The sequence below is a fragment of the Aquamicrobium sp. NLF2-7 genome (assembly GCF_022359935.1).
GTDB classification, from domain to species: domain Bacteria; phylum Pseudomonadota; class Alphaproteobacteria; order Rhizobiales; family Rhizobiaceae; genus Mesorhizobium; species Mesorhizobium lusatiense.
Map to the genome: position 1 here is coordinate 1,149,515 of NZ_JAKSED010000001.1, position 19,716 is coordinate 1,169,230.

The following is a 19,716-nucleotide window of genomic DNA, read 5'->3' on the forward strand; positions in this document are numbered from 1 at the left end:
GATGCAGAGCATCTTCAGCGATGATCCGACGTCACTTTGCGGGCACCAACAAAATATGAATGCCTATGTCAACTTACAAACTTGCAATGTAGACATGAATCCGGGATGCCAGCCATATAATGCCGCGCCAGCAGGGAGCGAAAACACCACATGACTGAAAAGCGCCGATATGACGCCGTCGCCATCTGGCTGCACTGGCTGGTCGCTTTGCTGGTGCTCGTCCAGTTCGCAACCGGCTGGGTCTGGGGCTTTTTCGAACGTGGCTCGGAACCGCGCTTTTACCTGTTCAGAACCCATATCACGCTGGGCTCCGCCATTCTGGCGCTGGCCGTGGCGCGTGTCGGCTGGCGCCTCACCCACCGCGCCCCGCCCCTGCCGGAAGGCATGACGCGCCTGCAGCGCATCGCCGCTCATGCCGGGCATGGCCTGCTCTACCTTGCCATTCTGGTGCAGCCAGCACTCGGCCTGCTGGCGGTCTCCGGTTTCGGCAAGACGCTGGGCCGCTGGCCACGCGACGCGCACAATCTCGCGGCAAAACTCATCCTCGCCATCATCATCCTGCATGTCGCGGCCGTGATCTGGCACCAGCTGATCCGCAGGGACGGCCTTCTGGCGCGCATGCTGCCGGCACGGTTTTCCGCTCAGACACGATGAGGGCGCGGTTTCCGTTCCGGAGGTGCGGAAAAGCGCCGGAAAGCCTCTTCCGCGATGAAAAACATTTCATTTCAACGGCTACATGATAAAATTCATCAAGTTTGATCCGCCGCGGCCTTGACGGCATTTCGCCCGACCTGCCACAGCTAATCCATGCAACCGCAAACTGCCATTCCTGCACAGCCCAAACAGCCGCAGCCGGCTGCGCTCGGCATTTTCGGCACCCCCGTCTCCACCCACAGGCTGGAGCGCCGGCGCATCACTGCGGGCGACAGGGCATTCGTGATTTTCCGCGCCGTTCCGCTAAATCCCGCACCGGCGCGCGGCCACCCCCTGCTTTACATGCTGGACGGCAATGCCGCCTTCGATGCCCTTACGACCGAAAATCTGGAAGCCAATCCCGCCCTCGCCATCGCCGGAATAGGCTACGATACGGATTTGCGCTTCGACGTTCTGGCGCGGACGCTCGATTACACCCCTGCCGAGACCCCATTGGCCGCGAACGGGCGCAGGACCGGCGGCGCCGACGCTTTCCTCGATCTCCTTACCGGCGAACTGCGCAGGCAAGCGGAAGCCGGGCTCCCTGTCGATCCGCTGCGCCGCACCCTGTGGGGCCATTCGCTGGCCGGCATGTGCACGCTCTATGCACTTCTGCGCAAACCCGGCACCTTCCGGCGCTACGCCTCCGTCAGCCCGTCGATCTGGTGGAACGACGAATGGATGCTGGACTTCGAGGCGCGGGCTGCCCTGCCCGAAAACGATGCCGGGGTTCACGATACCGATGTTCTGGTCATGCTGGGCGACAGCGAGCGCCGGTCCAATCCCGCCGGCCCGCACTGGGAAGGGCCCGCCCCCCACACGCTGGAGATGATTGAGAGGCTGAAACGACGCCCCGGCCTTCAGGTCGGGCAGGACATCTTTGCCGGACTTGGCCACGCGGCAACCCTGCCGGCTTCGCTCGGCCCCGCAATGAAATTAGCCGGCGCCGGGTAATTTGCCGGGCATCCGGCAACGCGGCGCGCTCACCGGCCTGTGAAAGTTTCGACAGAGTTTATGGTGAAAAATGCCTTATAATCTTGAATGCTTTAGTCAACAATGATAACCGCCACCCAGTTCGATCGAACGGCGCCCTTCGGGATGCCTTCGGCGGAGTGCGAAAATCTGCGCGATGTCCGGCAGGATGGTGCTCGAACGCCGCGTAACAATTTGAGGTAGGGTTGCAGAATGGTCGATCTGATGAGGCGTGAAACCTGTGCTAAGGGATCGGCACTGAAACGTCTGGCCGCTGTCGCACTCTGTGCCGGCCTGTGGGCTGCCTTCACCCAGACGACCTTTGCCCAGGAACAGCCTGCGCCGCAGGCCCCGGCCGCCGCAACTGCGCCGGCAGAACCTGCCCCCACACAACCTGCCCCCACTCAGCCGGCAGCAGCAGAAACGGCTCCCGCAGCCCCTGCCGCTCAGGCACCGGCTACGCCCGCGCCGCAGGCACAGGATACGTCATCGCCGGCCCCTGCCGCTCCGGCACCAGATGCGACGCAGCCTGCCACCGGCACCGAAGGTGCAGCCCCCGGCGCCGCCGCGCCCGGACAGGACGGCCAGCAGCCGCCGGCACAGGCGCCCGCCGCCGATGCGAATGCTGCACAGGACAATATCGAATCCTCCGCCCAGCCGGTCGAAACCGGCGCAGAGGAAGCAGCCCCCGGCGAAGAAGGCGAACGGGATCTCTCCCTCCCGCACGATCTTTCGCCATGGGGCATGTTCATGGCCGCCGACTGGGTGGTCAAGGCGGTCATGATCGGCCTTGCCTTCGCCTCGCTGGTCACCTGGACGGTCTGGCTTGCCAAGTCGCTTGAACTGGCCGGCTCGAAGGCGCGCCTGCGCTCGGCCCTGCGCGCCATTCTGGGTTCGGCTTCGCTGGACGAGGCAGCCCAGAAGCTCGGCAAGCGCGGGGATGCGGGTTCGCGTCTGGTTCAGGCCGCCGTCGAGGAATCGAAGATGTCGGCGGGCGCACTGGATCACGCCGATCCGTCCGGCCTCAAGGAACGCGTCTGGTCGCGCATGTCGCGCATCCAGATCCAGACCGGCCGCCGCCTCAGCCGCGGCACCGGCGTTCTGGCCACCATCGGCTCCACTTCGCCCTTCGTCGGTCTGTTCGGCACCGTCTGGGGCATCATGAACTCGTTCATCGGCATCTCGGAATCGCAGACCACCAACCTCGCGGTTGTGGCGCCCGGCATCGCCGAGGCCCTTCTGGCCACCGCGCTCGGCCTCGTCGCCGCCATTCCCGCCGTGGTCATCTACAACGTCTTCTCCCGCTCGATCACCGGCTATCGTCAGGCGCTGGCCGATGCCGCCGCCGGCGTAGAGCGTCTCGTCAGCCGCGATCTCGACTTCCGCAAGGCGCCTGCCGCCGCGCGCGAACGGCTGGCGGCGGAATAGGAGCTGGAACCATGGCCGGAGGCATCAGGGAAAGCACCGGGGAAGACGACGATCTTCAGGAAACCCACGAGATCAACGTCACGCCCTTCATCGACGTCATGCTGGTTCTGCTCATCATCTTCATGGTGGCGGCACCGCTGGCAACCGTGGATGTGAATGTCGATCTGCCGGCAGCGGCCGCCACGCCGGCGCCGCGGCCCGACAAGCCGCTCTATCTCACCGTCAAGGAGGACCTCACCGTCCTTCTCGGCAATGACGAGGTGGCGCGCGATACATTGCCGAGAGCGCTCGACAATTTCACTGGCGGCGACAAGGAGCAGCGCGTCTTCCTGCGCGCCGATCAGGCCGTCGACTATGGCGAGCTGATGAATGTCATGAACCTGCTGCGCAAGGCAGGCTATCTGAAGATCGCTCTGGTCGGCCTTGAAATGCTGCCCGCAGCGACCACCGAAAGTGAAACCGGATCACCGTGATGAGCAACGCGGCCTACCATCCGGCGGACAGTCTTTCGCTGAATCTCGGCAAGGGCGAAATCGCGCTCTGGTCGGGTGCCGCCGCTTTCGTTCTCGCCGTGCATCTGGCCGGCGTCTGGTATCTCAATCGCGTTCCCGCCATGGAAGCCCCCTCCCTCGATGCCGCTCCCGCCATCATGATGGAGCTGGCGCCCATGGTCGTGGCGCCCGAGGCCGTTCTCAACGAGATGGCCGAGGTGGTCGACAGCGCTCCTGCCGAGGAGGTCGAGGAAGTCGTCGAGGAGATCGACCCGGTCGAGGAGCCGGTGCTTGAGGAAGTCGTCGAGGAAGAGCCCGTAGAAACCGAGGAAGTGGCGGAGCTTGAGCCCGTCGAAACCCTCGAAGATGTGGTCGAGGAGCTTGAGGAAGTGCCGCTTCCCGAGGTTGCGATGGCCGTGCCGCAGCGCCGTCCCGTGCCCGAAAAGCCCAAGCCCATCGAAAAGCCGGTTGAGAAGAAGGTCGAGAAGAAAAAGGTCGAGAAGAAGCAGTCGAAGCCGCAGGTGGCCGCCACCAAGTCGGCCACCGATGCGCCGGCAACCGCTGCGCCCCGCGTCGCAAAAGCTGCGGCCGGCTCGGGAATGTCGCCTGCGCGCTGGCAGTCCCGCGTCAACGCCCACCTCAACCGCTACAAGCGCTATCCCAGCGGGGCCAGAGGCGTCGGCATCGCGACCGTCAGCTTCACCATCAATCCCGGCGGCGAAGTGCTGGCCGTCTCGCTGGCTCGTTCTTCGGGCGATCCAGCCTTCGACAGTGCTGCTGTTGAGCTGGTGCGCCGTGCCTCGCCGGTCCCCGCCCCGCCGCCGGATCTGGCCAAGTCGCGCATGAGCCTCGTCGTGCCGATCCGCTATTCGCGCTGAAACATCCCGCACTGAAGGGCGATATTTCCTTTCCGTGCTGCAAAAACGACATGCCGGGTTTCCTCATGAAACCCGGCATTTTTGGTTTTTTCCATGGGAATTGCCGGATCGGCACGGCCTGTCCGCGAAAATGAACACGATATGAATGCGCGGTTCGTGGCCCGTTCAGCCAGAGCGCCCTAAATTCTTCTCATGGATGGGTGATGGCGACTGCCTGTCCCGCAAGCCCCCGAAGGACATCAAGGAGAAGACCATGATCAGGATGATTAAGACCGCAGTTCTTTCCGCTCTCATCGGCTTTGGCGGGCTGGCCGCCCTTCCAGCCGCAGCGCAGGCGGATGGCCTTTACCTCAATTACGGCGGTCAGGGTTCCGCTTATGGCATGAATGTCCAGCATCGCGACCATGGCCGCCATCAGGACTGGCGCCGTGACCGGGACCGGCATCATGACTGGCGCCGCGACAGGGGCCGTCATGATGGATGCAGCGCACGCACGGCCCTGAACAAGGCCGATCGGATGGGCGTACGGCGCGCACGGGTGGTCGACTCCAACCGCCGCATCGTGCGGGTGGCTGGCCACAAGTTCAATCATCGCGTCGTGCTGACCTTCGCAAACCAGCGCGGCTGCCCGGTGCTTCGCTAACCCGTCGCGGTTGAAACATTTCCCGCACGGCACAGGCCGAAAACGGGTTCCGACAACAGAAAGCCCCGGAAGCGTTCAGCTTCCGGGGCTTTTTCAGATGGGCTTTTAAGGCTTACTTCAGTTCGAAGGTCACGTTGACCTGAACGCGGTAGGCGTTTTCGCCGGCCTGAACCGGCGCGGCACCGGCCTGCGGCATGGCATCGAAGGACTTGGCAGCGATGCGGATGGGCATTGGCGGGGCCGACTGCTCCGAGATTTCCAGCACCTTGCCGACCGAAGAGCCGGCTGCTTCGGCCAGCGTCTTGGCCTTGGCGATGGCATCGGCAACCGCCTTCTTGCGCGCTTCGGTGACAACCGCGGCCGGATTGGCATTGGTGAAGACGATGCCGCCACCCTCGTTGACGCCGAGCGTAACGGCCTTGTCGAGCAGTTCGCCGGTCTTGTCGATGTCGCGAATGCGCACCGAAAGCGCATTGGTGACCTGATAGGCGACCAGTTCGGCTTCCTGTCCGCCATCCGGCTTTGAATTGTAGTTGTAGCGCGGGCTGATCTGGATACCGGCCGTCTGCAGGTCGCGGTCCTCGATCCCCGCCGCCTTCATGGCCGAGATCACCGCGGCCATCGCATCATTGTTGGCGTCGAGTGCCGCGCGCGCGGTCTTGGCCTCGCGCATGACCGACAGCGACAGGACCGCGATGTCGGGAGCAACAGTCGCCTCCCCTTCGCCGGTAACCACGATCTGCGGTGATGGCCTGGCATCGGCGGCATTGGCGACGGCAGGCAGAACCATTGCCGCAGCCAGTGCCAGAGGTAGAAGGAATCCGTTCATCAGGTGCTCCATGAAATGCGTCCCAGCGCGGAATGCTTTAAGTGGCGAATATGGACTGATTTGGGCACTTGACGCCATAGTCTCATTAAATGAATGAGGTTCCCGACTTTTAAGCACCCGCCGGCCCCGCTTCTGCAGCCGTGGCTCTTGTGCCGGCAACAGAAACGAACTAATCAGCCCTGCGTGGGGCCTGTAGCTCAATGGTTAGAGCCGGCGGCTCATAACCGCTTGGTTGGGGGTTCGAGTCCCTCCGGGCCCACCATTTCCCTTTGAAATCAATTGTTTATATATGGGTATCCATAAAGGGTATCCAGACGGTTATCCAATGTCCTCTTCGTGAACGATCCTCTCATCTTCCACCCATGACTTCCGGCGCTGAGAAAATGAATAGCGAGGGTTGGATTCGCACAACTCCAGAAACGCGGCACGAGCGGTCAAAGTGCTCTTGGCAAAAGCTACGACCTCGTCGATTTCACCCTTGGCGTCGAGTTTGTAGATGGCGCTCCCCTGCGCGTAGGCGTCGATATGGAAGCGGTCCGGAGGTCGTCGAGGCGGGTCGATCAAGAACGCTATCAGCTTCGCCGTTTCCGGCGAAACTACAGTCGTAAGACCTTCACCTGCTCTTGCGCGCAGGGCATCTGCGAGTTCCGTTGCGCTGGACCACTTCCTCTTCATGAGAACATAAGTGGAACGACACACTGTTGCCGTCAAGTCGACTCAGTGGCAAGGTAGAGCGCATGTGCGGACGCTTTACCCGTTACCATAGCTGGCGCGACATTCACCGAATGTACGAGCTGACTGATTCCGAGGAAGGTCGGAACACAGAGGCGCGCTACAACATCGCCCCGACACAGGAAGTGCTTTTCATCACTGAGGGCAAAGACGGCTATCAGAAGGTCCGTGAGGGCCGCTGGTGGCTGGTGCCGTCATGGGCGAAGGAGATGCCCAAGTACGCCCTCTTCAATGCCCGCTCGGAAGACGCGGCCGAGAAGCCTGCGTTCCGCGACAGCTTCAAAAGCAAACGCTGCCTGATCCCCGCCGACGGCTTCTACGAATGGACCAAAGCCGAGGATGGTGGGAAAGATCCTTGGTTCATCCACTTGCCGGACCAGCAGCCGTTCAGTTTCGCCGGGCTGTGGGCATACAATCCTGCGCTCGACATAACGAGCTGTACAATCCTGACTGCCGCAGCGCAGGAACCGATGAAGAGACTGCACGACCGCCAGCCGATCATTCTTGATCCGACTGTCTACGATGCATGGCTCGATCCGGCCACGCCCGTGCCCGAAGCCAAAGAGCTACTGGTGCATGATCTCGATGGCGAGTTGGAGTTCTACCGTGTTGGCCGCGAGGTGAATGCAACGCGAGGCGGGACTGATCACGCCGGACTTATCGGGCCCCTGAACCCGCAATGATTGCGTGGGAACCAAAGCCCACATCCACCGTTTGAGGCGCATGACCAAGATCATAGCTCCCAAAGCTCCCGGCCTCTATGTTGATCGTGAGGTCGATTGCGAAGAGGCCATGGATTACGCGATCACCGATCTGCTTGACCGAGCATCAACCGCAGGCTGGTCTATCCCGGAGGCGCTTGCAGCCATTGAGCGCGTGATCCCCAATCAGCGGATGGCCTATGGACGCCGCAGATCATGCTGAAAAGCTCGACACCAACCAGATGCAGGCGCTGCTGAAAGAAGTCGCGGAGGTGTTGGGCGCCATTCTGGAACGCGACGCGCGCCACATTGTGATCGAAAATGATCCAAACCACCTGTAGAAAATCGCTTGCAAAATTCAGCCAAAGAATTGGCAGACGAGTGACTGGCCGTCCGGCTTCAGCGTATTTTGGTTTCGTCGTTCCTGCGGAACATCTTGCTCCCGTTCTTGTTAACTATCGGACAGGAGGGTCGCAATATGAATACAGCAATTCACATATTCTTGGTCGCGTTTGCCGCTGCCGTCCTAGGCGCAGTCGTGGCAATCTCCATTGTCCCAGCGAGAGTGGATCCCAATCCTACAGCTGCGATCGCTGAAGAATGAGAAAAGCCCGCCACCCTTTCGGATGACGGGCCGGGGAACCATAATGCCCCCTATGGCTTAGTCGAGCCACTGTTGGCGGCCATACCAGTCATCGACATCGCGTTTTGCCCGATCTTTTTCGAGCCCGTAACGCTCCTGGATCTTGCCTTCGAGCTGGTCGCGTTTGCCAGCGATCACGTCAAGATCATCATCAGTGAGTTTGCCCCACTGTTCCTTGACCTTGCCCTTGATCTGCTTCCAGTTTCCTTCGACGCGGTTCCAGTCCATTTTGGGCCTCCTTGTTTTGGGGTACGAATAGCCAACGCGGGAGGACCGAAATGGTTCGGGAAAAGTTCGCGTCAATCACGGCGGTGGCCTTCCTGTCACCGCGTACCATGCCGACGCCGCGCCCGCCGCAGCAGCAAGCAAAATCTTGCCCGCTGACCAGAGCCCCTGACCAAGCTTGCCCGCGAACATGACGCGATCTCGCACCCGTTCCAGTTCGAGCGTGGTCGGCTTGATGCCGTCGACCGCCCGCTCCATCCCATCCATACGATGCTTCAGGTTGATGATCTCGATCCGAGTTTCTTCCTGCGCCTGGTATCCGCGGCGTCGGCTCTCTGCGGCCTCCTTGCCCTGCTCGACAAGCGCCGCAATGCCAGCCGACAGAGCGCGCATCTGCTCTTCCAGCCGGGCTTGCCGTTCGGCCATTGTCTCACGGCTCATTTCCCGCACCACACTTTCCGGGCCGCATTGGCCTGCCTGATCTCTTGCACTGTCTGTGCGCTATCATCGCCGGCCGAATAGGTGATCACCGGCCAGACAGCGCACTCAGCGCGCGTTGTCGCGATTGTTGGGGTCTGACTGCATCCCGCCATCGTCAGGCCGCACAGCACGGCCAGCAGTGGCAGCGAGTTCGATATCCTCGATATGCTTGGCATAGCTGTCCCGCTCCTTTGCTGCCTGCCTGTCCCGCTCACGCTGCGCACCCGACGCACGGCCACGGAGATATGTTGCGATGATTGTGAGGATGCGCGCCTTGCGCAGATCGACGCGCACGTCAGTCTCTGGACCTTTGCCATCTTGGTAGGCTGCCTGTGCCACTTTCTCTGCACCAGCTTCAACTTCATCCACCTTCTGCTTGAGATCTGAGAAATCAAAATCCACAAGGCGGGTGACGTTGCCTGTGAAAGGATTCTTCCAATCAATCGTCAGACTTCCGAGCCCATCCAGCAGCGCGTTTGCCGCCATCTTGCCCAGACGACCGAACTCACCGGGTAGAGCCTTCCATACCGCGACGACCGCATCGTATGCGCCAACCATCGCTCCGATAATGGTATTCACACCATCCTTAACGTCCTTCACGATGTCGCGCCCAAATATCTGGGCGAGTTCATCCCGGAATATGTTTGCCGCGCCGACGGCGGCTGTAATGCCGAGGACAAACGCGGCGCCGGGGTTGGCGGCAACGAGGGCGATTGCAAGAGTGCCTACAGCCTTGGCGGCGCTGAGGATGCCGAGCGTTACGGCCTGCAGGCCAGCCAATATAGCGGGCGCATAGATAAGCGCGAGACCAGCCGCCGCCATTGCGGCATACGGCGCAACCGCCTCAATCGCATCGGCCAACGTGTAGAGTCCAGCCTTCGCCCACTGCGCCCAATCTACCAGCTTGGCGAGTTCCGCAATGAGAACGCCCACGGCGACCGTGACAGCGTTTAGGACGAAGCCGGCAATCACCTCTTTGACTTTCCCCAGCGCCACCGAAAAGCCCTGTGCCGCCAGTGAAGCATTTTCAATGCCTTTGGCCGTGTCGTTCGCCGCCTCGCCATGACCTTTTACGCTCTTGGCGGCATCATCTGCGGACCGAGCGGCATCTTTGATCTTGGAGCCGGTGCGAGCGACGACCTCGTCATAAGTCTCCCATTCGATACGAGCTTTTGAGGTTCCAGCCGTAATGGTCGCCGCCGCCTTCGCGGCCTTGCTGGATGCCCCAACTACACCTGCCGCCGCATCCTCTGCCTTCTTGGCGGCGGCCGACATCCTTGTAAGGGCCAGTGCAGCCTTGTCCGCATCCTGATATTCGACCGAAAGTCCGAGGTGGGCGATGTCTGCCATGGGCTTTACCTCATAGGCGACAGCGAGCTAACCTCCCTGCCTTTCAGGCGGGAGGAACAGCGTGCGCTTTCTATTGATAGGAGTGATTTCAGGGCTACTGGCTACGCCAGCCGCAGCATGCAATGACACGATATTCAGTGTTATCGATTGGCGCGCCACAGTGGATAAAGGGCAAAGCGGAACAAGCACAACCGTTGAGGTCGATCTTCGATATGATGGCAAACAGGGCTATCGAATGATCAACGCGGCAGCCATGCTCTCAGATGCCATCGGCAATTCTCTAGTGTCGCCTCGTTTAGTACGGGATGCCCGCGTACAGCCGGGTGACAGATTCATAATCTCGGCCACTTTTCAAGACGCCATCCGTCTAGCCACAATTCACAGAGACGACGTAAGCATTCGCACCTGCGTTTGGTCGATTGTCTACGACGACGGCACGAAGGAGGAATTCAAGTAACCGCTAGACTTCCCTTTCGCCCTCGGCTTCAATTGGGAGGGCTTTTTTGGGGGAGATAAAGTGCGCAGATTTTCGATAGCAAGCGCCTTTTTGTTGTCGGCTTGCGGAACGGCGCCCATCACCTCTGCGATCTATCAACAAAGTTTTACCGTTACCGGCACAACTTACGCGGCAACGTGCACCGGCAGCTATTCACGCTACGGATCCGAAACAGAGATCGTCGCCCCGTTACAGTGTTCTGACGGAAGAACTGGCTTCATTGCCATTCGGACAAACCAGCTTGGTCATCCCCAACTCGCTACGATGACACTTATCGATGAAACGGTTTCCCACGCTCGGTTCCGCCCCCTTCTTGCGGACAGGCACGCCTATGCAGACGCGGCTGACCTAACTGCGCCAGCACCATTGTACCAAGCTGCGCAGAAAAGAAGGCTAGCATCAGCGTCCCGACCCCGCACGCCTCGTACGACCTACCGAACTTATTATACCGGCCCCCGCGGTGGCTGCTACTACATCAACTCCAGCGGCAACAAGACCTATGTGGATCGCAGCCTATGCGGGTAAAAGGAACGGCCCCCTACCCCCATATCGCATCAAACACATCCCGTGCCGGCCGGCTGGACACGCGCGGGTCTGGCGCATCGCCCTTGTTGGTCACGGACGCGAGGAACAGGTCGTCGATCTCCTCGATAAGCTCGAACTCCCAAGGCGCGAGCCGAAGACCTGAGCAGCGCAGAAAAGCGTCGATGGCCTCGATCGCTATCGGGTTTGGACCGTTGAACCCGGCCGCCGTGCGCCGTCGCAAACGCGACCACGCCTGCCAGACGTAGGCAAGCGCCAGCGGGAACGGCGGAAGGTGTTCGTCACCGGCAAAGGTGCGCTCGGCATAAGCCGTCAGCTTTTCTCCGAGCGCTGCGTAAAAGACTGTTCCTCGCCAAGGAATTCAAGAGCCTGGATGAGGAGTTGGCCCTTGCGGCGATCCATCAGGACAGCCCGCGCATTCTCGATACTGAACGGATAGTCCTGCCCATTCATCTTGACCGGTGACCAGCCAAGCAGCCGATCGACGACGAGGCTGACGTTGCGCTCCAGAGCCTGCTCGACCGTCTCTTCCTCGGCCTTCCACTTCTTGCCGTTGACCACGGCCTGTTCTTGCAGCTTCTCCTTGCGCAGGCGCTCTTTTGCGAGCCTGTTCGACTGCTCGATGGTCTTCGGATGTCCCGGTCCGGCGAAAGTCCAGCGCCAGTCGACTGGGCTGCCGTTGACGACAACCTCCATCACGGATTCGTCCGCGGTATCGACTGCGGAAAGGTCAAAGCCGGCCGAAGCCGAGTTTTTTTCGGTCATGATGTGCACCTTGTCGGAATGTCGGGTGTCGGGGATGGCCGCTGACGCCCCGACGACGCCAGCGGCCGCTTCGCGCGCGAAATGCTTATGCCGGGGCCTGCGCCGAGACGCGCACGATGTTCGAGTTCGGCGCGATGGTCGAAGACAGCATCTTGATCGTATTCGCCTGTCCGCCCTGCTCCGTGGCGCCCATCACGAGGCCGATGAACAAGCGCTGTGAGCCGATGCCGACCGCGATTGCCTGATGAGTGCCGGACTGGGCGCCGGTCGTCTCGATAGCCGTACCGCCCGGCGTAGACGCGATGCTGAACGTGCCGGTGTTCACCGTCGGGACGAGATAGTAATCGTCGCCTGGGACCAAAGGGTCGGGCAGAACGCCGGTCGTGGAGAAGCGAACGCGCTGGCCCGCGCTCCAGCCATGGGCGGCCACAGACACGACGCCGGGAGCGGCAATCGAGATGGTCGCAGCCTTTGGGGCGCCCAGCGGGGCATCATCGCGCAAGATGCGGAAGGCGTAGTTGAACTTGGACCGTTCCGCTGCATAAAGCGCAGCCTGACCCGCATCGCCCGGCACGATGGCGAAGTTGTTCTCCATGGCGGGTGAACGGCGCGTGCCTTTCTGAACCACGGTTCGGCCGCGGTTGATGAGGTCAGTCGCGATCTCCTGCGCTGCATCACCGATCGGGCCACAGGTCTCCCAGCCGTCGATCTCCACCCAGCTCTGGCCGGCGAAGTCAGCGGCAACGAAATCCGCGTTCTTTGCACTGAGGACACCGCCAATATAGATGCGGTCCCCCGCTACGGGAAACAAATCTGCCATGACGGCATCCTTTCATGATGAGCCCTTGCCGAAGGGGCGGTTAGGCAAAGCAGACGTAGGCGATACGAACCTGTGTCCGCAGATAGGCGTCATCGCGATATGCCCCGAGAACATCGGGAGCCTTCGCCACTCGGACAGACACGCCGTCGAAGATCATCCGCAGATCGGCGCGAAAGTGAGCCGCAATCTTGCCTGCCTGTTCCCGGATCGCGTTCCTGTGCGTCTTGCCGGATCCTGTTCCCAGCTTGGCAATCGGCCAGCAGAGCGTCAGCAAGAGCAAGCCCGGCCTCTCATGGGGCGCATCTGCCTTGATCAGCAGGCGCACGGTCCTGTTCGGCTCGTGATGAGCCTCTACATAGGGCGCAGGCTGGCCGCCAGACGTCGGTAGCGCGGCAGGCTCGTCATCGGTCCAAAGGATCGGATACAACAACGGCAGGCTCGACACGCGGGACTGTATGGCCTGGCTGATTTTGGTCTGAATCGTCGGTGTCATAACAGGCCGAACCTCTTACCAACATCTGCGGCCTTCTGCGCGACGATGGTTCCCCACCGCTGAGCGACAAGATCGACCCAAGGTCGCGGTGCGCGGCCGTTGGCTCCACGATGCACGAACTGGCCGTATTTAGCCGTGTAGCCGAGATAGATGGTGTCCCCGAGTTCGGCGCCGGCGATAACGAGGATCCCCAAGTCAGGAGCGCAGCATGAAGATCGAGCGCGCCGTCCGCGAAAAGACGTTCACCCTCACATCGATTGCCGGCCCCTTCCGGCTCCGGTAAGACCTATTCCGCGATCCTGTACGCTCGCGGGCTCGTCGGCCCAAACGGCAAGATCGGCTTTGTCGACACTGAGAACAAGCGCTCCCGGTTCTACGCCGATGTGGCCGGCGGCTTCGATGTCATCGATCTGGACCCGCCTTTCACGTCCGCCCGTTACATCGAGGCGATCAAAACATTCGAGGACGCGGGCTACAAGGCCATCATAGTCGACAGCATTTCTCATGAGTGGGAGGGCACCGGCGGCGTTCTGGAGCAGGCCGACGCTATCGAGCAATCGACGAAGCGGTCAGGGCTCCATTGCTGGGCTAAGCCGAAGGCTGGGCACAAGAAGCTGATGAACGAGCTTCTGCAGACCCGTGCTCATCTCATCTTCTGCTGCCGGGTCAAGGAGAAGGTCACCCAGGTCAAGGTCAACGGCAAAACCGAGATCGTGAACGAAGGCTTCGTTGTCGTTCAGGAGAAGATGTTCATCTACGAGATGACTGTCTCGATGATGCTGGCGGAGGGAAGCCATGAGCGCGCGGGACGTGATTGCGAAGCAGATCGAGCCGCAAGCATGGGCCGCTCTTGGTGTCGGAGACACCATCGCCTAGACGACCTATTGCGCAGACGAACGCACGCTGCATAAATGCAGCCATGAGCGACTATCCCTATGCAAAGCCGTTTAAGGACCGCCACGGGCACACCCGCTGGCGGTTCAGGCACAAGGGCAAGGATAAATACCTGCCCGGCGAACCAGGCAGTCCAGAATTTCATGAGGCATACACGGCCGTTCTGGAAGGAAGGAAGCCGAGAGTCGCCAAGATACATCGGTTCCCGAACAGCGTAGAGCCGAGGTCATTCGAGGCAGCTTGGCGTTTAGTGCTGAAAAGCCCTGAGTGGCGCGCTTTGGAAGCCGCTACCGTCACCCAGAACACGCGCCTGGCCCAAGAATTTCTCGCACTGCGCGTCGACCCCAACTCGCCTGAGACATGGGGGCAAATGCAGGTTTCAGATCTTCGGCGCAGGCATGTACGCGCACTTCTCAGTGATTTTTCCGAAACCCCGCACAAAGCAAAGCATCTTCTCACCACCATCCGAAAGATGATTGGTGAAGCGCTGGATGAAGACTGGATCGAGCACGACCCCACGCACAAACTGAAATGGCGCCCGGCTTACGGTGGCTGGAGGGCGTGGACGCTTCCGGAGCGGAAAGCATTCGAGGCGCGCTGGCCAATCGGGACCATGCCTCGCGCAGCTTATTCTCTCGCTCTCTGGACAGGAAGTCGACGCAGCGACGTGGCAACACAGCTTTGGAGCGACGTTGATTTCGACGCCCGCCGCATAACCGTTCGACAGATCAAGGGCGGGAAAGTCCTCCGCTTACTGATGCTACCCATGCTTGAAGACGCACTTCGGGATTTGCCCCGCAGAGCGGAGACAGTGATTTCAACGGAGTACGGCCAACCATTTTCGGACAAGTCGCTTACGGGCATGATGGCGCATTGGACCACAATGGCGGGCATGAAGCCGGGCTGCACATTCCATGGTCTCAGGAAGACGCTGGGAAAGTATCTGGCCGAGGAAGGCGCGACCGCAAAGCAGTCGGCCGGAATTTTGGGCCACGACGATCTGGATCATGTCGAACTTTACAGCCGAGAAGCAGAGCAGGAACGGCTGGCAGTTGACGGCCTGGAACGGCTGATCAGGCGGTACGGATAACCCAGCGGTCATTTGGATACCCGCGGAACGTAGCGGGAAAACTGCTTGGATACCCCGAAAAATAACCCAATGAAATCAAAGGAACACGAGTCCCTCCGGGCCCACCATTTTTTTCATAAAAATCAATACGCTACTGATCTGCACCCCCGCAGAGAGCCGAAAAAGGAATTTCGGGCGCACAATCCGTGACCGCTCCAACGATCCGGCCACGGCAGTGTTATCGGTTGCCGGCTTCCCCACGCCATGCTCACCTTGACTATTGTGCGCGGTGACCGCCATGAGCTTGGTGTCGGGTTTTCTCCCGAATGTTCTCCCGGTAACAACCCGAACGGGATGAGAAAATGCCAGACATTGCCGTTCTCGGCGGCCTTTTCAGCCTTGCCTTCGTCGCGGCCACGATATTGCCGGCCCAATCGGAAGCAGCACTTGTCGCGGCGCTCGTTGCCGGGCAATGGCCGCCCCTGCTGCTCGTCGCGGTCGCCAGCGCGGGCAATGTGCTTGGCGCGGTCGTCAACTGGGCGCTGGGGCGCGGCATCGCGCGTTTCCGGCACCGGAAATGGTTTCCCGTCGGCGACAAGGCGCTTGAGCGCGCAACGGGCTGGTATCACCGCTGGGGTCGCTGGTCGCTGCTGCTGAGCTGGGCGCCCCTCGTCGGCGACGCATTGACGGTCGCCGCCGGCGTGCTGCGGGAACCGCTGCCGAGCTTCCTTTTCCTCGTCACCATCGCCAAGACCGGCCGCTATCTGGTGGTGGCGGCGATCACGCTTGGCCTTTTGTGAAGCCGGGCCTTCTGTAAAAACACGCCATGCAGCCTGCGACGGCAAGGTGGCGCGGTGAATGCAAAAAGGTTATGAGCCCGTGACCTGCCTTCTCCCAAGGCACGATTCCAGCACCGAGGCACCATGTTCGGCATTTCCGGCTACGAACTTTTCATCATCGTCGTCGCCCTTGGGGCTGCCGGCGCGCTCACCGGCCTGCTGGCCGGCGTGTTCGGTGTCGGTGGCGGAGCGGTCATCGTTCCGGTGCTTTACGAATTCTTCCGCATGCTCGGCGTTCCGGATGAAGTGCGCATGCCGCTGTGCATCGGCACCTCGCTGGCCATCATCGCGCCGACTTCGGTGCGCTCCTTCCGCGCCCACCAGAAGAAAGGCGCGGTCGACATGTCGATCCTGAAGCTGTGGGCGGTTCCGGTCGTCATCGGCGTCATCATGGGCGGCTTTGTCGCCCGCTATGCGCCCGAAACCCTGTTCAAGACCGTGTTCGTCGTCGTCGCCAGCATCTCGGCCATAAAGCTGCTTGGCGCGCGCGAAAGCTGGAAGCTGGGCAGCGACATTCCCGGAAATTTCGTCATGCGCATCTACGGCTGGCTGATCGGCGTGCTGTCGTCGCTGATGGGTATTGGCGGCGGCCAGCTTTCCAGCCTGTTCATGACCTTCTACGGCCGCCCGATCCATCAGGCGGTGGCCACCTCGTCCGGTCTTGGGCCGCTGATCGCCGTGCCGGGCGCCATCTCCTACATCTTTGCCGGATGGGGCAAGGCTGCGGCCTGGCCCGACGTCGTGCTGCTGCAATGGCCCTATGCGCTGGGTTATGTGTCGCTGCTCGGCATGGTGCTATTGTTCCCCGTCAGCATGCTGACGGCGCCATGGGGCGCGCGCCTTGCCCACGCGCTGCCCAAGCGCAGGCTGGAGGTCGCCTTCGGCCTGTTCCTGCTGGCGATCGCGCTTCGCTTCCTGTGGTCGATGATCGGGTCGTGACCCCTGTGGCCCTGAGTTCAGGGCTCCTCGTCGAGCACATAGTCGAAATAATCTTCCGGCTCCTGAAGATCGCTTTCGCTGGCGCAAACGCGCCCGCGCATGGAAACGCCCGCCTCATGCACCGTCTCGGCGCTGCCTGAAAGCAGGCGGTGCCACCAGTAGAGATCACGCCCTTCCGCCACCAGCCGGTAGGCGCAGGTGCCGGGCAGCCATGAAATGGTGCGCACGTTCTGCGGCGTGAGGCCCACGCAGTCCGACACCTGCGAAAGCCGGTTCGAGTAATCCGAACAACGGCATGTGCCCGCATCGAACATGCGGCAGGCCACGCTGGTCCAGTAGATGTCGCCGGTATCCTCGTCCTCCAGCTTCGACATGCAGCACTTGCCGCAGCCGTCGCACAGCGATTCCCACTCGGCCGCGCTCAGCTCCTCAAGCGCTTTGGTTTTCCAGAAAGGCTTTTCCATGACCCCGCATGTGGCCCGTGGGACCACGAAGGTCAAGCCGGCCGCGAAACGGACACGGTACGGCCATGATTTGGTCTGGCAAACGCCTTGCATCCTGCATAACCATTATTCGTCGGAACCAATTGCGGGACGGCAAGTTTCGGCAAGATAGGGACCTTGAAGGAGAGCAACTGCATGAAACTTCACCCTGGAATTCTCGCGGGCACCGCACTTGGCCTGCTCATGGCCACCGGGCCGCTTGCCGCGCTGCCCCTTGGCGGCAAGGCCGGGATTGCATCTTCCATGGGCGACAGCCCGTTGATGCTGGCGCAGGCCGAATGCCCCGAAGGCGAGGCGGCAGAGAATTGCGCGCCCCGCCAGCAGCAGCCGGCCGAAGAGCGCCCGGCGCCGGAACCGGAAGCCGCGCCTCCGCCCCCGCCGCCTGAACCCGCTCCGGAACCCGAACCCGCGCCTCAGCCGGCACCGCCGCCTGCCCCTGAACCGGCCCCTGAACCTGCGCCGCCTCCCGCGCCTGAGCCAGCCCCTCAGCCCGCACCAGCACCCGCGCCCGAACCAGCGCCTGCACCGGAACCAGAACCGCAGGCCGAACAGCCAGCGCCCGAGCAACCCGCTCCACAGCCGGAGCCTGCCCCCCAGCCGGAAGCGCCCGCTCCACAGCCGGCACCGGAGTCAGCGCCCGCCCCGGCTCCGCAACCCGAGCAGCCCGCGGCTCCCGCGCCCAGCGCTCCAGAACCCGAAGCACAGGAACCAGCCCACCAGCCGGAGGCCGAAAAACCTGCGCCCGAAGCCCCGGTGGCTGAACAACCCGCACCCGCCGAAAACGGCGAGACGGCTCCGCGCCAGCCTCCCGAGCCGGGCAACGACAATGAACAGGGTCAGCCAGCCGGGCAACCGGCGCAGCCCGAACAGCCTGCCCCCCAGCCGCCAACGCAGAGCGAAGCGCCTCCCGCCAATCCCGACGAGGCACCTCTTCTTGACAGCCAGAAGCAAGCGCCCCCACCTGCTGAAGGTGGACAGCCCGCCCCCGACGGCGCTCAGCCCGTGCCTACCCCGGCGCCTGCGCCTGACGGCCAAACCCCTGCTGGCCAGACCCCCGATGGCCAGACACAGGCGCCCCAGCCCGCGCCTGTCGATGCAGGCCCGCCGCCGGCGGACGACCGCGCCGCCCAGCAGGCCATCGCGCCTGAAAAGATCGTGCCGGCTATCGAGGAGAAAGGCACACGGCGCGAGCGTCCGCCCGAACCGCGCCGCGAGCGCGCTGACGGCATCGACGTGCTGCGCGAGATCGGCGACCGCGTGATCCTGCAGCTCGGCGGCCAGACCATCGTTGAAAGCAACGACCGTCCGCGCATGACCCGCGATGCCCGCGACGTCTATTACGAGGATTTGCCGCGCGGCCGCACCCGCGAGGTCATCATCCGCGACAATGGCAGCCAGATCGTCACCATCCGCAACCGCCATGGCGACGTGATCCAGCGTTCGCGCATCACGCCGGACGGGCGCGAATACATCCTCAGCTATGCGGACGAGCAGCGCTATGACGATGTGCGCGAGTGGCGCGATCCGGGCTATGATCTGCCGCCCATCCGCCTCACCATCCCGCGCGACGACTACATTCTGGAATCGCGCCGGGTGCGGGATCCGGACGCCTATTACCGCTTCCTCGAGCAGCCGCCGGTGGAGCGCGTCCAGCGTCTCTATTCGGTGGAAGAGGTGAAGCGCTCGGCCCGCGTGCGCGATATCGCCCGGCGCGTCGATCTCGATACGCTCAACTTCGAGTTCGGCTCCGCCTCCGTCGGCGACAGCGAGATCGAGAAGCTGGATGGCGTCGCCACGGCCATCGAAAGGATGCTGGAGAAGAACCCGGCCGAAACCTTCCTGATCGAGGGCCACACCGATGCGGTCGGCTCCGATCAGGCCAATCTGGCGCTGTCCGACCGCCGTGCCGAGGCGGTTGCCGAAGCGCTGACCGGCGCCTTCGGCATCCCGCCGGAAAATCTGGCAACGCAGGGCTATGGCGAGCAGTATCTCAAGATCAACACGCAGAAGCCGGAACGCGAGAACCGGCGCGTGACGATCCGCCGGATCACCCCGCTCGTCGCCCCGGTGGCGCAGGCCAATTGAATGAAAGCCGGATAAACAAAGTGATGACGCCAGGGTTTTGACGCATTGAATCCCGGCGTCTTCCGCCCCAGATAGACTGAAGGGTTCCCTGCCCTTTCCGTTTCGGCGGAAAAACGCCCCGCCGGTCCCCACCGACGGGGCACTCTCGTTTCCGACCACCGCAAAACGCCTGCCAACGGCCCGAATCGACTCGGGGCGCCATGCT

At 62.1% G+C, this 19,716-nt stretch carries 25 protein-coding genes and 1 tRNA gene; 16 read left to right on the plus strand and 10 right to left on the minus strand.

The genetic code is table 11. The features are described 5' to 3' along the window. The first annotated feature begins 150 nt into the window (after nt 1-150). The 6 genes from MIC97_RS05570 (at nt 151) to MIC97_RS05595 (ending at nt 5,105) form a co-directional block, all read left to right on the plus strand. Nucleotides 151-654: a cytochrome b gene (locus tag MIC97_RS05570; protein ID WP_239799200.1), complete on the plus strand. Its 504-nt coding sequence runs from the start codon at nt 151-153 to the stop codon at nt 652-654. 153 nt (nt 655-807) lie between these two features. Next, a complete protein-coding gene (locus MIC97_RS05575) occupies nt 808-1,647 on the plus strand; it encodes an alpha/beta hydrolase-fold protein (protein WP_239799201.1) in 840 nt (279 codons plus the stop codon). 231 nt (nt 1,648-1,878) lie between these two features. Further along, nucleotides 1,879-3,093: a tonB-system energizer ExbB gene (exbB, locus tag MIC97_RS05580; RefSeq protein ID WP_239799202.1), complete on the plus strand. Its 1,215-nt coding sequence runs from the start codon at nt 1,879-1,881 to the stop codon at nt 3,091-3,093. 11 nt (nt 3,094-3,104) lie between these two features. Then, the gene (exbD, locus tag MIC97_RS05585) at nt 3,105-3,566 is read left to right on the plus strand and encodes a TonB system transport protein ExbD (RefSeq protein WP_239799203.1); all 462 of its coding nucleotides are present in this window, start codon (nt 3,105-3,107) and stop codon (nt 3,564-3,566) included. Then, nucleotides 3,566-4,462, plus strand: coding sequence for an energy transducer TonB (locus MIC97_RS05590; protein ID WP_239799204.1), 897 nt, complete (start codon nt 3,566-3,568; stop codon nt 4,460-4,462). The genes exbD and MIC97_RS05590 overlap by 1 nt, the downstream gene beginning before the upstream one ends. A gap of 253 nt (nt 4,463-4,715) precedes the next feature. Next, entirely contained in the window at nt 4,716-5,105 is a 390-nt protein-coding gene (locus MIC97_RS05595; protein WP_239799205.1) for a hypothetical protein, read from the plus strand. Between the two features lie 112 nt (nt 5,106-5,217). On the opposite strand, the gene MIC97_RS05600 is transcribed toward MIC97_RS05595, so the two are convergent. Beyond that, nucleotides 5,218-5,934, minus strand: a complete 717-nt coding sequence (locus MIC97_RS05600; protein WP_239799206.1) for an SIMPL domain-containing protein — start codon at nt 5,932-5,934, stop codon at nt 5,218-5,220. 186 nt (nt 5,935-6,120) lie between these two features. Here MIC97_RS05600 and MIC97_RS05605 point away from each other — a divergent pair. Continuing rightward, nucleotides 6,121-6,196 (plus strand) — tRNA-Ile (locus MIC97_RS05605). Nucleotides 6,197-6,252: 56 nt separating this feature from the next. On the opposite strand, the gene MIC97_RS05610 is transcribed toward MIC97_RS05605, so the two are convergent. Continuing rightward, nucleotides 6,253-6,645: a hypothetical protein gene (locus MIC97_RS05610; RefSeq protein WP_239799207.1), complete on the minus strand. Its 393-nt coding sequence runs from the start codon at nt 6,643-6,645 to the stop codon at nt 6,253-6,255. A 26-nt stretch (nt 6,646-6,671) separates the two neighbouring features. On the opposite strand from MIC97_RS05610, the gene MIC97_RS05615 reads away from it, so the two are divergent. The 3 genes from MIC97_RS05615 to MIC97_RS05625 are packed head-to-tail and all read left to right on the plus strand — an operon-like array spanning nt 6,672 to nt 7,708. Further along, nucleotides 6,672-7,349 (plus strand): SOS response-associated peptidase, encoded by a 678-nt coding sequence (locus tag MIC97_RS05615; protein ID WP_239799208.1) that lies wholly within the window; start codon nt 6,672-6,674, stop codon nt 7,347-7,349. 40 nt (nt 7,350-7,389) lie between these two features. Beyond that, nucleotides 7,390-7,590, plus strand: a complete 201-nt coding sequence (locus MIC97_RS05620) for a hypothetical protein (RefSeq protein ID WP_239799209.1) — start codon at nt 7,390-7,392, stop codon at nt 7,588-7,590. After that, nucleotides 7,568-7,708, plus strand: a complete 141-nt coding sequence (locus tag MIC97_RS05625; RefSeq protein ID WP_239799210.1) for a hypothetical protein — start codon at nt 7,568-7,570, stop codon at nt 7,706-7,708. Before MIC97_RS05620 ends, MIC97_RS05625 begins: the two co-directional genes overlap by 23 nt. A gap of 320 nt (nt 7,709-8,028) precedes the next feature. Here MIC97_RS05625 and MIC97_RS05630 read toward each other — a convergent pair whose 3' ends face one another. The 3 genes from MIC97_RS05630 to MIC97_RS05640 all read right to left on the minus strand — a co-directional run bounded on the left by MIC97_RS05630 (nt 8,029) and on the right by MIC97_RS05640 (nt 10,065). Continuing rightward, a complete protein-coding gene (locus tag MIC97_RS05630) occupies nt 8,029-8,238 on the minus strand; it encodes a CsbD family protein (protein ID WP_035029157.1) in 210 nt (69 codons plus the stop codon). A 75-nt stretch (nt 8,239-8,313) separates the two neighbouring features. Then, nucleotides 8,314-8,661, minus strand: coding sequence for a hypothetical protein (locus MIC97_RS05635; RefSeq protein WP_239799211.1), 348 nt, complete (start codon nt 8,659-8,661; stop codon nt 8,314-8,316). 120 nt (nt 8,662-8,781) lie between these two features. After that, nucleotides 8,782-10,065: a hypothetical protein gene (locus MIC97_RS05640; protein WP_239799212.1), complete on the minus strand. Its 1,284-nt coding sequence runs from the start codon at nt 10,063-10,065 to the stop codon at nt 8,782-8,784. A gap of 61 nt (nt 10,066-10,126) precedes the next feature. On the opposite strand from MIC97_RS05640, the gene MIC97_RS05645 reads away from it, so the two are divergent. Next, nucleotides 10,127-10,522, plus strand: a complete 396-nt coding sequence (locus MIC97_RS05645) for a hypothetical protein (protein WP_239799213.1) — start codon at nt 10,127-10,129, stop codon at nt 10,520-10,522. 577 nt (nt 10,523-11,099) lie between these two features. On the opposite strand, the gene MIC97_RS05650 is transcribed toward MIC97_RS05645, so the two are convergent. From MIC97_RS05650 to MIC97_RS05665, 4 genes are all read right to left on the minus strand, one after another. Beyond that, nucleotides 11,100-11,327: a hypothetical protein gene (locus MIC97_RS05650; RefSeq protein ID WP_239799214.1), complete on the minus strand. Its 228-nt coding sequence runs from the start codon at nt 11,325-11,327 to the stop codon at nt 11,100-11,102. Nucleotides 11,328-11,416: 89 nt separating this feature from the next. Further along, entirely contained in the window at nt 11,417-11,869 is a 453-nt protein-coding gene (locus MIC97_RS05655; RefSeq protein WP_239799215.1) for a branched-chain amino acid ABC transporter, read from the minus strand. Nucleotides 11,870-11,954: 85 nt separating this feature from the next. Further along, nucleotides 11,955-12,689, minus strand: coding sequence for a hypothetical protein (locus tag MIC97_RS05660; RefSeq protein WP_239799216.1), 735 nt, complete (start codon nt 12,687-12,689; stop codon nt 11,955-11,957). A gap of 40 nt (nt 12,690-12,729) precedes the next feature. Further along, nucleotides 12,730-13,182 (minus strand): phage tail terminator-like protein, encoded by a 453-nt coding sequence (locus MIC97_RS05665; RefSeq protein WP_275592320.1) that lies wholly within the window; start codon nt 13,180-13,182, stop codon nt 12,730-12,732. Between the two features lie 257 nt (nt 13,183-13,439). Here MIC97_RS05665 and MIC97_RS05670 point away from each other — a divergent pair, with 257 nt between their 5' ends. The 4 genes from MIC97_RS05670 to MIC97_RS05685 all read left to right on the plus strand — a co-directional run bounded on the left by MIC97_RS05670 (nt 13,440) and on the right by MIC97_RS05685 (nt 16,923). Then, a complete protein-coding gene (locus tag MIC97_RS05670; RefSeq protein WP_239799218.1) occupies nt 13,440-14,093 on the plus strand; it encodes an AAA family ATPase in 654 nt (217 codons plus the stop codon). Nucleotides 14,094-14,101: 8 nt separating this feature from the next. Continuing rightward, complete coding sequence (locus MIC97_RS05675; RefSeq protein WP_239799219.1) at nt 14,102-15,166, plus strand: tyrosine-type recombinase/integrase; 1,065 nt, start codon at nt 14,102-14,104, stop codon at nt 15,164-15,166. A 341-nt stretch (nt 15,167-15,507) separates the two neighbouring features. Further along, nucleotides 15,508-15,945 carry a YqaA family protein gene (locus tag MIC97_RS05680; protein WP_239799220.1) on the plus strand — a complete coding sequence of 146 codons (438 nt, stop codon included), beginning with the start codon at nt 15,508-15,510 and terminating at the stop codon, nt 15,943-15,945. Nucleotides 15,946-16,068: 123 nt separating this feature from the next. Beyond that, on the plus strand, nt 16,069-16,923 hold the full coding sequence (locus MIC97_RS05685; RefSeq protein ID WP_239799221.1) for a sulfite exporter TauE/SafE family protein: 855 nt from the start codon (nt 16,069-16,071) through the stop codon (nt 16,921-16,923). Between the two features lie 17 nt (nt 16,924-16,940). Here the strand turns inward: MIC97_RS05685 and MIC97_RS05690 are convergent, their stop codons facing one another. Beyond that, a complete protein-coding gene (locus tag MIC97_RS05690; RefSeq protein ID WP_239799222.1) occupies nt 16,941-17,387 on the minus strand; it encodes a YcgN family cysteine cluster protein in 447 nt (148 codons plus the stop codon). Between the two features lie 174 nt (nt 17,388-17,561). On the opposite strand from MIC97_RS05690, the gene MIC97_RS05695 reads away from it, so the two are divergent. Continuing rightward, entirely contained in the window at nt 17,562-19,511 is a 1,950-nt protein-coding gene (locus tag MIC97_RS05695) for an OmpA family protein (protein WP_239799223.1), read from the plus strand. Nucleotides 19,512-19,716: the final 205 nt, after the last annotated feature.

What these genes read in the sequence shown, in the direction of transcription:
- MIC97_RS05655 (WP_239799215.1), bottom strand. Translation starts at nt 11,869, where the DNA reads ATGACCGAAAAAAACTCGGCTTCGGCCGGCTTTGACCTTTCCGCAGTC.
- MIC97_RS05680 (WP_239799220.1), top strand. Translation starts at nt 15,508, where the DNA reads ATGCCAGACATTGCCGTTCTCGGCGGCCTTTTCAGCCTTGCCTTCGTC.
- MIC97_RS05600 (WP_239799206.1), bottom strand. Translation starts at nt 5,934, where the DNA reads ATGAACGGATTCCTTCTACCTCTGGCACTGGCTGCGGCAATGGTTCTG.
- MIC97_RS05630 (WP_035029157.1), bottom strand. Translation starts at nt 8,238, where the DNA reads ATGGACTGGAACCGCGTCGAAGGAAACTGGAAGCAGATCAAGGGCAAG.
- exbD (WP_239799203.1), top strand. Translation starts at nt 3,105, where the DNA reads ATGGCCGGAGGCATCAGGGAAAGCACCGGGGAAGACGACGATCTTCAG.
- MIC97_RS05615 (WP_239799208.1), top strand. Translation starts at nt 6,672, where the DNA reads ATGTGCGGACGCTTTACCCGTTACCATAGCTGGCGCGACATTCACCGA.
- MIC97_RS05590 (WP_239799204.1), top strand. Translation starts at nt 3,566, where the DNA reads ATGAGCAACGCGGCCTACCATCCGGCGGACAGTCTTTCGCTGAATCTC.
- MIC97_RS05660 (WP_239799216.1), bottom strand. Translation starts at nt 12,689, where the DNA reads ATGGCAGATTTGTTTCCCGTAGCGGGGGACCGCATCTATATTGGCGGT.
- MIC97_RS05665 (WP_275592320.1), bottom strand. Translation starts at nt 13,182, where the DNA reads ATGACACCGACGATTCAGACCAAAATCAGCCAGGCCATACAGTCCCGC.
- MIC97_RS05640 (WP_239799212.1), bottom strand. Translation starts at nt 10,065, where the DNA reads ATGGCAGACATCGCCCACCTCGGACTTTCGGTCGAATATCAGGATGCG.
- MIC97_RS05575 (WP_239799201.1), top strand. Translation starts at nt 808, where the DNA reads ATGCAACCGCAAACTGCCATTCCTGCACAGCCCAAACAGCCGCAGCCG.
- MIC97_RS05635 (WP_239799211.1), bottom strand. Translation starts at nt 8,661, where the DNA reads ATGGCCGAACGGCAAGCCCGGCTGGAAGAGCAGATGCGCGCTCTGTCG.
- MIC97_RS05695 (WP_239799223.1), top strand. Translation starts at nt 17,562, where the DNA reads ATGAAACTTCACCCTGGAATTCTCGCGGGCACCGCACTTGGCCTGCTC.
- exbB (WP_239799202.1), top strand. Translation starts at nt 1,879, where the DNA reads ATGGTCGATCTGATGAGGCGTGAAACCTGTGCTAAGGGATCGGCACTG.
- MIC97_RS05690 (WP_239799222.1), bottom strand. Translation starts at nt 17,387, where the DNA reads ATGGAAAAGCCTTTCTGGAAAACCAAAGCGCTTGAGGAGCTGAGCGCG.
- MIC97_RS05595 (WP_239799205.1), top strand. Translation starts at nt 4,716, where the DNA reads ATGATCAGGATGATTAAGACCGCAGTTCTTTCCGCTCTCATCGGCTTT.
- MIC97_RS05620 (WP_239799209.1), top strand. Translation starts at nt 7,390, where the DNA reads ATGACCAAGATCATAGCTCCCAAAGCTCCCGGCCTCTATGTTGATCGT.
- MIC97_RS05570 (WP_239799200.1), top strand. Translation starts at nt 151, where the DNA reads ATGACTGAAAAGCGCCGATATGACGCCGTCGCCATCTGGCTGCACTGG.
- MIC97_RS05685 (WP_239799221.1), top strand. Translation starts at nt 16,069, where the DNA reads ATGTTCGGCATTTCCGGCTACGAACTTTTCATCATCGTCGTCGCCCTT.
- MIC97_RS05625 (WP_239799210.1), top strand. Translation starts at nt 7,568, where the DNA reads ATGGACGCCGCAGATCATGCTGAAAAGCTCGACACCAACCAGATGCAG.
- MIC97_RS05675 (WP_239799219.1), top strand. Translation starts at nt 14,102, where the DNA reads ATGAGCGACTATCCCTATGCAAAGCCGTTTAAGGACCGCCACGGGCAC.